At 46.3% G+C, this 13,664-nt stretch carries 15 protein-coding genes; 10 read left to right on the top strand and 5 right to left on the bottom strand.

All coding sequences use genetic code 11. The features are described 5' to 3' along the window. Positions 1 to 23: 23 nt before the first annotated feature. Positions 24 to 2,204, top strand: a complete 2,181-nt coding sequence (recQ, locus tag ACE1CD_RS25345; RefSeq protein ID WP_374826638.1) for a DNA helicase RecQ — start codon at positions 24 to 26, stop codon at positions 2,202 to 2,204. Here recQ and ACE1CD_RS25340 read toward each other — a convergent pair whose 3' ends face one another. Beyond that, positions 2,205 to 2,609: a hypothetical protein gene (locus ACE1CD_RS25340; RefSeq protein ID WP_374792700.1), complete on the bottom strand. Its 405-nt coding sequence runs from the start codon at positions 2,607 to 2,609 to the stop codon at positions 2,205 to 2,207. A gap of 7 nt (positions 2,610 to 2,616) precedes the next feature. Continuing rightward, positions 2,617 to 3,177 (bottom strand): hypothetical protein, encoded by a 561-nt coding sequence (locus tag ACE1CD_RS25335; protein WP_374792698.1) that lies wholly within the window; start codon positions 3,175 to 3,177, stop codon positions 2,617 to 2,619. A gap of 288 nt (positions 3,178 to 3,465) precedes the next feature. Between ACE1CD_RS25335 and ACE1CD_RS25330 the strand changes: the two genes are divergently transcribed. From ACE1CD_RS25330 to ACE1CD_RS25320, 3 genes are all read left to right on the top strand, one after another. Then, positions 3,466 to 5,493 carry an AMP-binding protein gene (locus ACE1CD_RS25330; RefSeq protein ID WP_374792696.1) on the top strand — a complete coding sequence of 676 codons (2,028 nt, stop codon included), beginning with the start codon at positions 3,466 to 3,468 and terminating at the stop codon, positions 5,491 to 5,493. Between the two features lie 113 nt (positions 5,494 to 5,606). Next, positions 5,607 to 6,056 (top strand): YlqD family protein, encoded by a 450-nt coding sequence (locus ACE1CD_RS25325; protein WP_374792694.1) that lies wholly within the window; start codon positions 5,607 to 5,609, stop codon positions 6,054 to 6,056. A gap of 152 nt (positions 6,057 to 6,208) precedes the next feature. Beyond that, positions 6,209 to 7,510: a dihydrolipoamide acetyltransferase family protein gene (locus ACE1CD_RS25320; protein WP_374792692.1), complete on the top strand. Its 1,302-nt coding sequence runs from the start codon at positions 6,209 to 6,211 to the stop codon at positions 7,508 to 7,510. A 32-nt stretch (positions 7,511 to 7,542) separates the two neighbouring features. Here the strand turns inward: ACE1CD_RS25320 and ACE1CD_RS25315 are convergent, their stop codons facing one another. Further along, positions 7,543 to 7,770 carry a hypothetical protein gene (locus ACE1CD_RS25315; RefSeq protein WP_374792690.1) on the bottom strand — a complete coding sequence of 76 codons (228 nt, stop codon included), beginning with the start codon at positions 7,768 to 7,770 and terminating at the stop codon, positions 7,543 to 7,545. Between the two features lie 65 nt (positions 7,771 to 7,835). Between ACE1CD_RS25315 and ACE1CD_RS25310 the strand changes: the two genes are divergently transcribed. The 5 genes from ACE1CD_RS25310 to ACE1CD_RS25290 all read left to right on the top strand — a co-directional run bounded on the left by ACE1CD_RS25310 (position 7,836) and on the right by ACE1CD_RS25290 (position 11,389). Beyond that, positions 7,836 to 9,047 carry an RNA-guided endonuclease InsQ/TnpB family protein gene (locus ACE1CD_RS25310; RefSeq protein ID WP_374792688.1) on the top strand — a complete coding sequence of 404 codons (1,212 nt, stop codon included), beginning with the start codon at positions 7,836 to 7,838 and terminating at the stop codon, positions 9,045 to 9,047. After that, positions 9,025 to 9,528, top strand: a complete 504-nt coding sequence (locus ACE1CD_RS25305; RefSeq protein WP_374792686.1) for a helix-turn-helix domain-containing protein — start codon at positions 9,025 to 9,027, stop codon at positions 9,526 to 9,528. Before ACE1CD_RS25310 ends, ACE1CD_RS25305 begins: the two co-directional genes overlap by 23 nt. 82 nt (positions 9,529 to 9,610) lie before the next feature. After that, on the top strand, positions 9,611 to 9,937 hold the full coding sequence (locus tag ACE1CD_RS25300; RefSeq protein ID WP_374792684.1) for a helix-turn-helix domain-containing protein: 327 nt from the start codon (positions 9,611 to 9,613) through the stop codon (positions 9,935 to 9,937). Between the two features lie 159 nt (positions 9,938 to 10,096). Further along, positions 10,097 to 10,300 carry a hypothetical protein gene (locus tag ACE1CD_RS25295; protein WP_374792682.1) on the top strand — a complete coding sequence of 68 codons (204 nt, stop codon included), beginning with the start codon at positions 10,097 to 10,099 and terminating at the stop codon, positions 10,298 to 10,300. A gap of 84 nt (positions 10,301 to 10,384) precedes the next feature. Further along, complete coding sequence (locus tag ACE1CD_RS25290) at positions 10,385 to 11,389, top strand: zinc-dependent alcohol dehydrogenase family protein (RefSeq protein ID WP_374792680.1); 1,005 nt, start codon at positions 10,385 to 10,387, stop codon at positions 11,387 to 11,389. A gap of 30 nt (positions 11,390 to 11,419) precedes the next feature. Here ACE1CD_RS25290 and ilvN read toward each other — a convergent pair whose 3' ends face one another. Next, positions 11,420 to 11,941 carry an acetolactate synthase small subunit gene (gene ilvN, locus ACE1CD_RS25285; RefSeq protein ID WP_374792678.1) on the bottom strand — a complete coding sequence of 174 codons (522 nt, stop codon included), beginning with the start codon at positions 11,939 to 11,941 and terminating at the stop codon, positions 11,420 to 11,422. Positions 11,942 to 12,231: 290 nt separating this feature from the next. Between ilvN and ACE1CD_RS25280 the strand changes: the two genes are divergently transcribed. Beyond that, positions 12,232 to 12,573, top strand: coding sequence for a BON domain-containing protein (locus ACE1CD_RS25280; protein ID WP_374792676.1), 342 nt, complete (start codon positions 12,232 to 12,234; stop codon positions 12,571 to 12,573). Positions 12,574 to 12,642: 69 nt separating this feature from the next. Here the strand turns inward: ACE1CD_RS25280 and ACE1CD_RS25275 are convergent, their stop codons facing one another. Beyond that, entirely contained in the window at positions 12,643 to 13,593 is a 951-nt protein-coding gene (locus ACE1CD_RS25275; RefSeq protein WP_374792674.1) for an alpha/beta fold hydrolase, read from the bottom strand. Positions 13,594 to 13,664 lie beyond the last annotated feature (71 nt).

Here is a 13,664-nt window from a genome sequence, read left to right as displayed (position 1 = left end):
AATAGCTGAAAATCCCCTCCATCATGTCTCAGTTTCGCTCCCTGGAAAAGGCACTCAAACAATATTTTGGCTACGACAGCTTCCGTCCCGGACAGCGGCAGATAGTAGAAGAAGCCTTGCAGAATCAAGATTTGCTCATTGTCATGCCCACAGGTGGCGGCAAATCCCTGTGTTTTCAGCTACCCGCGCTGCTAAAATCCGGTTTAACCGTAGTCGTCTCTCCCCTCATCGCCTTAATGCAAGACCAAGTTGACGCGCTGCGGGATAACGGTATCGGCGCAACCTTCCTCAATAGTACCCTCAACAGTCATCAGATCCGATATTCCGAACAAGCCATCCTCAACAAACGCATCAAATTACTCTACATTGCGCCAGAACGTCTGCTGAGCGAAAGATTTCTGCCATTTTTAGACTTAGTGCAGCATCAAATCGGTATTTCTGGTTTTGCTATCGACGAAGCACACTGCGTCTCCGAGTGGGGACACGACTTTCGCCCAGAATATCGCCAATTGCGAATACTTCACCAGCGTTATCCAAATGTTCCCATTATGGCGCTCACCGCCACCGCCACCGAGCGCGTCCGCCAAGACATCATCCAACAGCTAGCACTTGTGCAACCGAATGTCCATATTTCTAGCTTCAACCGCACAAATCTTTACTACGAAGTTCGTCCGAAGCAGAAAAGCAGCTACACGGAATTGTTATTGCTAATTCGTCAAACAACAGGTACGGGAATTATTTATTGTCTTAGCCGTCGTTCTGTTGACGAACTTACTTTTAAGTTACAGAAAGATGGTATTAAAGCTTTACCTTATCATGCGGGATTGAGTGATGACGATCGCACCGAAAATCAAACTCGTTTTATTCGCGATGATGTGCAAGTCATCGTAGCGACAATTGCGTTTGGGATGGGGATTAATAAACCAGATGTGCGCTTTGTCGTTCACTACGATTTACCCCGCAATTTGGAAAGTTACTATCAAGAAGCCGGACGTGCAGGGCGGGATGGAGAACCATCTCGCTGTACAATATTTTTCAGCTTTGGAGATGTCAAGAAAATTGAATGGGGAATCGAACAAAAAATTGACGAGCAAGAACAAATGATCGCTCGTCAACAACTGCGTCGCATGATAGATTATGCCGAAGGTACAGACTGTCGGCGCACAATTCAGTTAAGTTATTTTAGCGAATATTTTGCCGGTAATTGCGGTAATTGCGATAATTGCTGCAACCAAAAACCAGTAGAAGACTGGACAATTGAAGCGATGAAGTTTCTTTCTTGCGTGGCGCGTTGCAAGGAAAAATTTGGCATGAATTATATTATTGATGTCTTGCGCGGTTCTCGCAGTCAGAAAGTTTTGCAAAACAAACATACCGAACTTTCTACTTATGGAATCGGCAAAGATAGAACAGCAGATGAATGGAAAATGCTAGCGCGATCGCTCTTGCATCAAGGTATACTAGATCAAACCGCAGATGGTTATGCTGTGCTGAAACTCAACCCCCTCAGTTGGGAAGTTATGCGGCGTCAGCGTCCGGTTAATATTGTAGTTCCTGTTAAAAATACACCGACTCTGGAAGAAAAGAATTTGAAGAAAGCAGGGATGGAAATGTTGTTCGATCGCTTGCGTCAACTTCGCAAAAAAATCGCCGACGAACAATCAGTTCCGCCTTATGTAATCTTCCCTGATTCTACACTGAAATTAATGGCGCAAGTGCAACCGCAAACCTTAGTAGAATTTGAACAACTTTCCGGTGTTGGTAATCGCAAACGCGATAAGTACGGGGAAACATTTATTGCGGAAATTGTAGCTTACCGAAAAGAGCAAGGTTTATCGGTAGGAAAGGATGTTTTGAAAAGTGCGATCGCAACTTCTTCTGCAAAATCTGCTTCTACTAACTACACGCAGTTAATGACTCTCGATTTATTTGAGCAAGGACTAACTATAGAAGAAATTGCCCAAAAACGGAATTTAAAAACCACTACGATCCTGGGTCATTTAGCTGAAGCGATCGAATTGGGTAAAACAGTAGATATAGATAGCCTAGTTTCCCCCGCACATCAAGAAATCATTTTGCAGGCGATCCAAGAAGTTGGCGTTACTGATGCGCTTAAACCAATTTACGAACATCTCGGAGAACAGTTCGATTATGGCGCAATTCGATTAGTCCGAGCCAAATGGCGACTCGAAAATGGAGGTTAATTAAGAAACATTTTTTTGGCGGTGGACTAGGGATAAATCTTTTTGCTTCACCGCCTCCAAATCTTCTGGCATAATAAAGGTAACAACTACCTGGATGGCATTTTCTTCTCCTATTTTTAAAAGCAAATTGCTCGGTAATTCCGATGCAAATGCAGCGATCAGTTTTGTTAAAGCATTTTTTGTTTCTTGAATGGCTTTTTCTGTTGGTATGTTATCAACAGTAACGTATGGTTCTACTTCTGGCAATAAATCTTGCCTCAACTCAACGTTTGGTTCTATGCCTTGATATGAATTGCGGTCATTAATTTCAGGGCAATAACGTTTGTAATCTTGAGCAAACTGTTCAGGTGTTACTTCGTGGAAATACTTGCGAAGAAAATCGCCAATTTCTTTGGGATCTAGCATTATATAATTACTCCTGTTTCTCTTCTACCAAATAAGACTCCTGAATCAGAGAGGTATCTAAAATTGATATCTGAATATGAGCGCGGTTAAAAATGGCAGAATTAGTAAAAATACGTTTGCCCTCTATAAACACGCCTCGAATAGCACGAACCTTTATACCCCTACTTTCGGAAAGTAACCTCACCATAAAATTGAAAAAATCGCAGTCTATACCATGAGCCTTTCTTTCAAGGTTTTGTACTGGTAAAGGTTGCTTTAACAGTTCGTAACTGCTTAAATATAGCCCATATATTTCCTCTATTAACGAAAACCACTTAATGTCAACTAAATCTATGCAATCTTCATCTAACTTGATTAAGGAACGTATCACCGCCGGGTCTGAGTAACGCTGATTTGCCCATTCCCAAGCTCTTAAAGGAGCATCTTGAAAAAAGTAAACACCGTCGCCTAGCCAATGATATCTACTGGACTTTATTCTAAACCCATCACGAACAATTAACTCGGCTGCCTCCGCGCTTGTCCCGTGATAGCCCCAAACTGTAATAATCGAACTTTCAGTATCGCTCATGCACCGCCAACAACCTTCTCATACCCTATCCTATCTTAGGAGTACACCAAATCGATCCAAAATTGATTATTGTTGCCCAGAAACGCAGTTTTTCTAAAAAACTGCCTTTCTGGAATTCCGCCAAACTACAAAAATATTAAATATAATGATGTAGTAAAAAAATGGCATCATACCGAACACGACAAGACAAGACAGACAGAATCAATACTGTCCCCCAGATCGTCCGATTCAGCCATAGTAAAGATAACTTAGGAATCAAAGATAAATTTGCATCCATAATGTGAGACTATGTTGAAAGACAGACCAGCCTCCCCCAATGACTTGAAAATGAAAGAGCGAGAGCGTGCTAACTTAGAACGTTTGGCAGATTACTCCTCAGCGCAGTCCTTGCCGGAAATCTGGCCATTGGCAGCACAAAGATTTGAAAATATCATCGCCCTGCATGACCCCCACGCCAAACCAGAGGTAGTACTCACATACCCACAGCTATATCAAAAAATTCAGCAATTCGCCGCTGGATTGCAGGCGTTGGGAGTACAACCAGAAGCAGAATTGCCCAGTGGTGCGGGCGTCCCCAGTGGTGCGGGCGTCCCCGCCCGCATAGCCCTCATCGCCGATAACAGTCCCCGCTGGATGATTGCAGATCAGGGCATTATGATGGCAGGGGCAGCTAACGTAGTTCGCAGCGCCCAAGCAGAAAAGGAAGAACTGCTGTATATTTTAGAGAATAGCGGTAGCACAGCTCTGGTGGTAGAAGACCGCAAGACGTTGAAAAAATTGCGCGATCGCCTTGAAGACCTCCCCATCCAATTCGCAGTCTTGCTATCCGACGAAGAACCCGAAACTTCTTCCAATCTCAAAATTCTCAACTTCTCTCAATTAATGGCAGTTGGCGCTGACCAACAGCTAAAACCGACTCACCAAAACCGGGATACCCTCGCAACCCTCCTCTACACATCGGGAACCACCGGCAAACCCAAAGGCGTCATGCTATCCCACGGCAACTTGCTCCATCAAGTTACCACCTTGGGTTCAGTAATTCAACCGCAACCGGGCGATATAGTCCTCAGTATCCTCCCCACATGGCACGCCTACGAACGCGCCGCCGAATATTTCATCATCTCCCAAGGTGTCACGCAAATTTATACCAACCTGCGTCACGTCAAATCAGACCTCAAACAATTCAAACCGCACTACATGGTGGGAGTACCGCGTCTTTGGGAATCAATTTATGAAGGCGTGCAAAAGCAATTCCGCGAACAACCCGCCAACAAACAGCGATTGATAAACACCCTGCTAGGTATCAGCCAAAAATACATCGAAGCGCGGCGAATAGTCCGGGGATTAAAATTACAACCTTACCCTCCTTCCCCAGCAGAAAAACTCCTAGCAGCAGCAAAAACAATCGCCCTCACTCCCATTCAAGCACTAGCCGATCGCCTAGTTTATCAACAAGTGCGTCAAGCTACCGGCGGCAGATTGAAATACGTCCTCAGCGGTGGCGGTTCCCTGGCAATGCACCTGGACAACTTTTTTGAAATAGTGGGAGTAGAAGTACTCGTAGGCTACGGTTTAACCGAAACATCCCCCGTTACCCATGCCCGTCGCCCTTGGCACAACCTACGCGGTTCGGCGGGACAACCCATACCCCTGACAGAATGCAAAATTGTTGACCCGGAAACCCGTCAAACCTTACCTGTGGGTCAGCGCGGCTTAGTGCTGGTACGCGGGCCGCAGGTGATGGGAGGATATTACCACAATCCCAGCGCCACAGCCAAGGCGATCGACCCCGCAGGATGGTTCGATACCGGCGATTTAGGTTGGATAACCGCAGGAAACGATTTGGTGCTGACCGGACGAGCAAAGGATACGATTGTATTGACGAATGGGGAAAATATCGAACCCCAGCCGATCGAAGATGCCTGCTTGCGTAGTCCCTACATCGACCAGATTATGCTAATAGGGCAAGACAAGCGATCGCTAGGTGCCTTAATCGTCCCCAACACAGAAGCCCTCAAGAAATGGGCTTCATCGCAAAATCTCAGCTTGCGTCTACCGGAGGAAACCGTATCCCTTGAGGCGTCATCAAACCAAGAAATCGACCTCGATAGTAAAATTGTCCAAGACTTATTCCGGCAAGAACTAAACCGCGAAGTCCAAAATCGACCTGGCTATCGTCCTGATGACCGCATAGGCCCATTTAGGCTAATTCTGGAGCCATTTTCGATCGAAAATGGCATGATGACTCAAACCTTGAAAATTCGGCGACCCGTCGTGATGGAACGCTATAGCGATTCGATCGACGCGATGTACTAAAATGAGCGCAGAGTGCAAAAGTGCTGAGTGAAAAAATAACTCAGCACTTTTGCACTCAACACTCAGAACTAAAAAAAAGCCCGCTCCTGTACGAGATTCAAAGTTAAATGGTTATGGATGTCTCTACGAACAACCTTCTGCTAAAACGCCCCGTTACCGTCAAAGCGATCGTCACAACTCGCTGGAAAGAGGAGGCGCAGCAGCAACTTCAGTCCCAACTCAATCAAATTGACCAGCAATTGCAACAGTTAGAAACCCAAGCACAGCGGGCAATCACAGAAATTCAAAAACAAAGTCTGCAACCACCTGGCCCGCAAGTAATGCAGCAAATTGAAAGCATTCAAATGCAGGTCAACCAGAGAAAAAGCGAGCTGCTAGAGCAAAAAAATCAAAGCCTCCAACAACTCCAACAAGTGCAACTTCTCGAACTCAATCAAGAAGTAAATCAAGGCCAAATAGAAAGCATTTTCCGCATTGAACCAGGAGACAACTTAGTTGAGAAAATGCAAGTAGAAATTCTGCTGCGTGATGGTGTAGTCGAAGAAATTCGCGGCGATATTTAGAGCAGTCATTATCATCGAGAAATTTCAGATTTCAGATTGCGGGTTTAAAATAGACAAAAGAAAATAAATTTCCCATCTGCAATCTGAAATTTAAAGTTTTTCACTGACTAAATCTGTTATTCTAGTAAATTGTCGATTCGGTACATCACCCCATGATTCACGAAGTTTTCATGCCCGCTCTCAGTTCTACAATGACCGAAGGCAAAATTGTTTCCTGGGTTAAATCTCCAGGGGACAAAGTTGAAAAAGGCGAAACCGTGGTGGTGGTCGAGTCCGACAAGGCAGATATGGATGTGGAGTCCTTCTACGAGGGCTTTTTGGCGACGATCGTCGTACCCGCTGGCGAAGCAGCTCCTGTTGGTGCCACCATTGCTTTAGTAGCAGAAACCCAAGCAGAAATTGAAACCGCCAAGCAACAGGCCGCTAGCAACAACGCCCCACCCGCACAAACCGCCCCACCAGCCCCCGCCCCAGCACAAGCAGCCCAACCAGTTGCAGCCGCCGCAGGTTCTCCCAACGGCAGCAGTGGAGGCAACGGACGTTTAATTGCTTCACCCCGCGCCAAAAAGTTGGCTAAGGAACTGAAAGTAGAATTGAGTAGCTTGCAAGGCAGTGGCCCGCACGGACGCATTGTCGCAGAAGATGTGGAAGCCGCCGTGGGTAGGGCTAAACCTGCCGTCGCCGCACCCGCCATAACGCCCGTTGCGCCACCGCCCGCTCCCGTCCCCATCGCACCAGTAGCAAAACCAGCACCCGCACCTGCCCCGGTCGCGGTAGCCCCCGGTAAAGTAGTGCCTTTAACTACACTGCAAAATGCTGTCGTGCGGAACATGGTGGCTAGCTTGCAAGTGCCTACATACCATGTCGGTTACACCATCACTACAGATAATCTCGATAAACTTTACAAACAAATAAAGTCTAAAGGTGTGACGATGACGGCGCTGCTAGCCAAAGCAGTAGCAGTAGCTTTACAAAAACATCCGCTGCTGAATGCCAGCTATACAGACCAAGGCATTCAATATCCTTCTGCGATTAATGTAGCTGTAGCGGTGGCGATGGATGATGGCGGACTGATCACGCCAGTATTGCAAAATGCCGATAAACTCGATATTTACTCTCTCTCTCGCACTTGGAAAGATTTGGTGGAGCGTTCCAGAACCAAGCAGCTGCAACCCCACGAGTATAATTCTGGCACATTTACTGTGTCGAATTTGGGAATGTTTGGCGTAGACCGATTCGATGCGATTCTCCCGCCGGCACAAGGTTCCATCCTCGCGATTGGTGCGTCCCGTCCCCAAGTTATCGCCACTGAAGATGGGTTGATGGGCGTGAAGCGGCAAATGCAGGTTAATATTACTTGCGATCACCGCATTATTTACGGTGCCCATGCAGCGGCTTTCTTGCAAGATTTGGCGAAGTTAATTGAAACAGACCCGCAATCTTTGACTTTATAAGTCCCCTGCCCCCTTAGAAAAGGGGGTTTTTGTTAGAGAGCGATCGCCTTTCCTGCTAAATTTGTTGTATAATTTTCAACCATTACCTTGCTAGGAAGAGCATCGCTGCGTTTAGCCCAGATTTCTTGCCAAAATTGCACTAAGGAATCCTCGTATTGCTTGCAGTGCTTTCTGCGATCGATTCGGATGGCGTTCCACAATTTTTCCCAATCTTCCCAAGTGCAGCATTTTTGTATCTGACCAAAAATAATGGGATACAAGCCCCGTCCTTGCAGGACGGCTTTAATTATGTTAAGCTAGTTGCCGTAGATGTTTTCCACGTCAAATGATCGTTTTCGAGTTTAAAGCGAAAGGGAAAACAACTCAATACAAAGCCATTGATGAGGCGATTAGAACTGCTCAATTTGTCCGCAATAAATGCCTTCGGTTTTGGATGGATCATCGCGGAGTAGGGCAAAAAGAGTTGTATCGTCACAACACGGCGTTAAGAGCCGAGTATCCCTTTGTCAAAGCTTTAAACTCTCATGCTTGCCAAGTAGCAGTGGAATGGGCTTATTCCTCAATTGCTCGGTTTTACGATAATTGTCGAAAGTCTGTTCCCGGAAAGAAAGGTTATCCAAAGTTCAAGAAAAACTGCCGTTCAGTTGAATACAAAACTTCAGGATGGAAGCTTTCTGTTACTAGAAAGGAAATTTATTTCACAGATAAGACGGGAATTGGCAAGTTAAAACTTATGGGGACGTGGGACTTAAACTTCTACCAATTAGAGCAGATAAAACGGGTGAGATTAGTTCGGCGTGCTGATGGCTACTATATTCAATTCTTAATGAAAGTAGAGAATAAAGTAGACTTACAGCCAACAGGTAAAGCAATTGGATTAGATGTCGGCATTAAAGAATTCTACACAGACTCAAATGGTAATACTGAACCTAACCCTAGATTTTATCGCCTGGGTGAGAAACGGCTAAAGTTTAGACAAAGGCGTGTTTCGCGCAAACAGAAAGGCTCTGCCAATCGAAAGAAAGCCGTTAATAGATTAGGTCGAGTACACCTCAAAATAAGTAGGCAACGTGAAGAACACGCTCTTCGAGTAGCGCGTTGCGTAATCCAATCTAACGATTTGGTTGCTTATGAAGATTTGAGAATTAAGAACTTAGTAAAAAATCATTGTCTCGCCAAATCTATTAATGATGCAGGTTGGTATCAATTTAGAAAATGGCTAGAGTATTTTGGGGTAAAGTTTGGCAAGATAACTATTGCTGTTAATCCTGCCTATACTTCCCAAAAATGTTCTAGTTGTGGCGCAATAGTTAAAAAATCTCTATCAACCAGAACTCATATTTGCAGATGTGGGTTTGTGTTAGATAGAGACTGGAACGCGGCACTGAACATTCTAAAAGTAGCCTTGAGTACGGTAGGGCATACCGGAACTTGGATCGAAGATCCGAACGCTTCAGGAGATTCAACCTCTACTTTGGCTGGAGTAATCCTGTCAGAGCAAGCTGAGTCTGTGAATGAAGAATCCCCGTGTCTTTAGACCGGGGAGTGTCAAAGGCTACTGCATTTTTCCACTCGCACAACTGGCGATAGCTGATAAACTGTCCCCCTCTGTCCGAACGATGCACGTAAATAACTTTAAGGCTGTGGTGGATCGCGCACAACTGCGCCCTGTACGGTTTACGGACACAGGACGTAAACGATTGGGCAAGCTGATCAAAGCAGCTAGAGAGCGCCTGGGTTGGTCTATCATTGAAACGGAATTTGCTACGAAGGCTTATGAAGCTGCGGTTTTTCAAGCTGCTGGCGATGATGTCCCCAAAGATGTAGGCATCAGTAACGCCACCGTTAGTCGCTACGAACGCGGAAAATTGGATAATTTAGATTGGCATTCTCTTTCGCTGCTATGCTTTGTTCTCAAACCGATCGATCCACTAACAGGAGAACCCTTAGAACCTACTAATGCTCTTTATATCGCTTGCGAACATCCACCTTATCACGATCCAAAGTTGTACCTATAGATCGATCGAGTCGAAATAGAGGAGTGATGTAGGCGATCTCATTTTACTCTCACACGATTTCACAGGTTTGTGTCTGGTTGTTATGTCGCGCCAAAGCAAGAAAAGCGAACCGATAGCCCGATTTGACAAAGTGGGAATGGTAAAAGTTGGGCTAATTTTGAAAAATGCCCGCGAACAAAAAGGCTTAACGCTGGATGAGTTAGCAGACCTCACCGGTGTTGGCAAAACCAGGCTCAACGATGTAGAGTTGGCAAACGGGAATAAACTAATGGTCGATACCTTGGAAGCGTATCGTCGAGTTGTTCGTCCCTTTAACTCAGAGACAGGCAAAGATTATCAATGCTGGGAACTGCTAGAAATAGCTATGATTCTGGAAGATCCACCGGCACTGGAACAAAAAGAAAACTAGGGCAAAGTTTGAAATAGTACAGAATGCGATCGCTCTTTGTGTCAGAGTTCGATCGCACCCTACCCACCCCCAACAATTTCCCGAAATTGCCAGCAATTCTCCTGATGTTAACCATATCGGTTGAATAAACAAAGGTAGTGGTTCCAATCGGGGGTTTTCATGACAACAGTACAAAAAACCTGCGCTGTTGATTGCAGTAAAGCGCCATGTCCATTTGTCAGCGATCCGAACAACCCCCGCAGATATGTCTGTCTCAAATGCGGATTAGAACGCTCCCTCGATCCTCAGCCGAAACAAGACGATGATACCTCTCTTCTGGCGATCGTCGCCAGCGCTGCTTTGATATTATTTCTGTTATTTTGATACTTTGAGACGATCGCTTTCTCCTCCCAGTTGCGGTAAAGTGGCAAATACAAGCCATAGCTTCAGCCGTGAGGAGAAAAACTTGTGAGAGCAGTCTTGATGACAGCCGCCGGAGATCCGGAAGTGCTACAACTGCGGCAAATTGAAAATCCTGCCGTTCCTGTGGGAGACACAGAACTTTTGGTAAGATTGCGGGCAGCAGGTGTCAACCCCATCGATACTAAACTGCGGAAGCGAGGCACCTTCTATCCAGATAAAATGCCGGCAATCTTGGGATGCGATGGTGCTGGCGTCGTCGAAGCAGTCGGTGCTGGTGTCAGCCGCTTCCGTGTCGGCGATGAAGTATATTTCTGCTATGGTGGACTGGGCGATCGCTACGGCAACTATGCGGAATATACAGTTGTAGAAGAGCGGTATGTCGCCCGCAAACCTGCTTCTCTCTCCTTTGCCGAAGCCGCAGCAGCTCCCCTCGTCCTCATTACCGCTTGGGAATCATTGTACGATCGCGGACGCCTGGAAGCTGGACGAAAAGTTCTCATCCACGCCGGTGCGGGTGGCGTCGGTCACGTCGCGATACAATTGGCAAAGTTGCAAGGTGCGGAAGTCTGTACTACAGTTGGTTCGGAAGATAACGCCGAATTCGTTCGTCAGTTAGGTGCAGATAAAGTAATTCTCTATAAAGAAACCGATTTTGTCGAAGCCGCATTAGACTGGACAAATGGAGAAGGAGTAGACCTCGCCTTTGATACCGTAGGCGGCGAAACCTTTTACAAAACAGTTCCAGTCGTGCAGGTTTATGGCGATTTAGTCACCATTTTAGAACCAGATCCCGCCTTGGGAAATTTGAAGACAGCCAGAAACCGAAATCTCCGAATTAGCTTAGAACTGATGCTGACACCCATGTTGCAAGGGTTGGTCTCAGCACAGACACACCAAGGCAAAATTTTAGAAGAGTCTGCCCGTATAATAGACCAAGGTAAACTCAAAATTCACCTCAGCAAAACTCTTCCCCTCGAACACGCTGCTGAAGCTCATCGCTTGCTAGAAACAGGCTCGACGACAGGTAAAATTTCTTTAATAATAGATTAGGTCTGGGTGGGCATTGCCCACCCTACTCGGTTAAGAAATTTTTGCTTCCAAAGATTTGAGAAACTCCGTGTTTACGCCAGACTCGCGAGTCAGAGCAATTTTTCCGGTGCGAGCAATTTCCCGAAGACCGAATTTTTGGAGTACTTGTACGATCGCGACTATTTTACCCGGATCGCCAACTACTTCCAGAGTCAGGGACTCCTCCGCGACATCCACCACCCGCGCCCTAAAAATCTGAGCCAATTCGATAATTTCCGAACGAGTGGTGCTGTTAGCATTGACTTTGAGTAGCATTAACTCTCGCTCTACACAGGGAATCTCAGTAATATCCTGTACCTTGAGGACGTTAATCAACTTATAAAGCTGTTTGGTAAGCTGCTCGATAATTCTGTCATCGCCAGGGACGACCATTGTAATCCGCGAAATTCCCATCTGTTCTGCTGGGCCAACTGCCAAACTCTCGATATTAAAGCCTCGACGGGCAAATAGACCAGCGATGCGGCTGAGAACACCGGCTTCATCTTCAACCAAAACGGAAAGGGTGTGTTTCATTATCGTGAAAAAATGCTGAGGCGCGATCGCATACTGCTGAAGATAGAAAATTACCCCGTGGCACAAAGAAGTTGCACGGGTTTAGTCTAATCATATTACCGCAACTACTTGACCGGGCAACACTACCGACAGTTTTTGTCAGATGACTTTAACAAAGCCAGATCCTGGCTTTATCTATCTAAAGGCGTAGTAACGGGAGAATATAAAATCTTTTTGACGATAGATGCAGTAAATCATCGAAAAATGTTTAATTATTATTTGTGTCCATAATTATTGGAGGAAAAACGCCAATGGGTTGGTTACAACGCCTATTCGGAATGGAAAAGCCCGCTGATGCTCAAACGAATCCCGCACCAGCAGGATCGGCTCCCGATGGAGGGGACATTCCCCCAGAGCGCGTGGGATTGAATGGCGAGTACGACCAAAGCGGTTTAGCCAAGCGAGTCGCTCTAGCTTTCGACCAAGACTCGGATCTGACTGATTACGATCGTCTTTGGGTAGCTCAGACTGGCGGTACTGTGGTTTTGAAAGGAGAAGTTCCCAGTCAGGACGTTCTTAATAAGATGGTGTCGGTAGCCCGTAGCGTGAGCGGTGCAACATCTGTAAGTACCGATCAGGTTACGGTTGGTTAATTCCGAAAAGCCAAAGTAAAAAGGTAAAAGAATGCTCTGTTGTTAGCTTAGTTCTTTTTACTTTTTACTTTAAACTTTAGACGGCTCCTGTGTCGCCTCCAACTTCCTTGTGTTTGCACACTGGGCATCTACCCACTCTAAAATAATTTGATTTACCCGCTCTGGGCACTCATCGTGAGGACAGTGACCGACGTTCTCCAATTCGATAACTTCCAAATTGGGGTTGTACTGTTTGAACTGACGGGCTAAACCGCGAGGTATCATCTTGTCTTGGCTGCCCCAGATGAGGAGCAAAGGAATGTTTAAGTTGGGAAGCAAAGACTTGACACTGGGGCCGAATTGTGAACTTGTCATCGCTTTGAGGATAGCACAGAAGGCTTGAGCAGAACCCCGGTCTTGGGCAGGCCCAACTAAGATATCTACCAATTCATCAGTGATCGCTTCGGGGTTAGCGTAGGCGATGGCCGCCCAGCCGCGCACTCGCTGCGGGACTCGTACCCAATAAAAAAAAGTTTTAAGTACGGGCGGGGAAGCGACAATGTTTTTAATGGTGGCAACGAGCGATCGCAACGGTCGCGGAATCATTTCCTCTTCCACCGATGGATCGGGCAGACTCATCATCACAACTCCCCGTACCATCTCCGGATGAGCTGCTGCTGCTGCCAGACACACCAAAGAACCGATCGAATTACCAACCAAAACCACCGGCTGCTGAATAAAAGTCCGCCAAAAGTCGTAGACTTGCTCTACCCAAAGCGTGACATTATATTTTGCCGATGCTTTTTCCGAAGCGCCAAAGCCCAGCATATCCAGGGCGTATACCGGGTGCGACTGACTGAATACCGTCATATTGTGTCGCCAGTGGCCGATAGAAGTCCCAAATCCGTGCAACAGGATAAAGGTCGTCGCATCCCCAGCAGACTGGGAAGGCCGCATATAAGTGTATCGAGTTTGCCAGCCTCGCCAAACCCAATCTCGTTGACTGCCAACCCGTTGCTGCCAGTGCAGGGAAATGGTCACGCTAACCTCTGCTTCAAAAAGATGACAAAATGTTGCTCAGACTTCAATTTTAGCTTTGGCGATCGATCGAA

This window comes from Aerosakkonema sp. BLCC-F183 (assembly GCF_041929145.1).
Lineage (GTDB): Bacteria > Cyanobacteriota > Cyanobacteriia > Cyanobacteriales > Aerosakkonemataceae > Aerosakkonema.
This window is presented reverse-complemented; position numbering and strand designations above follow the sequence as displayed.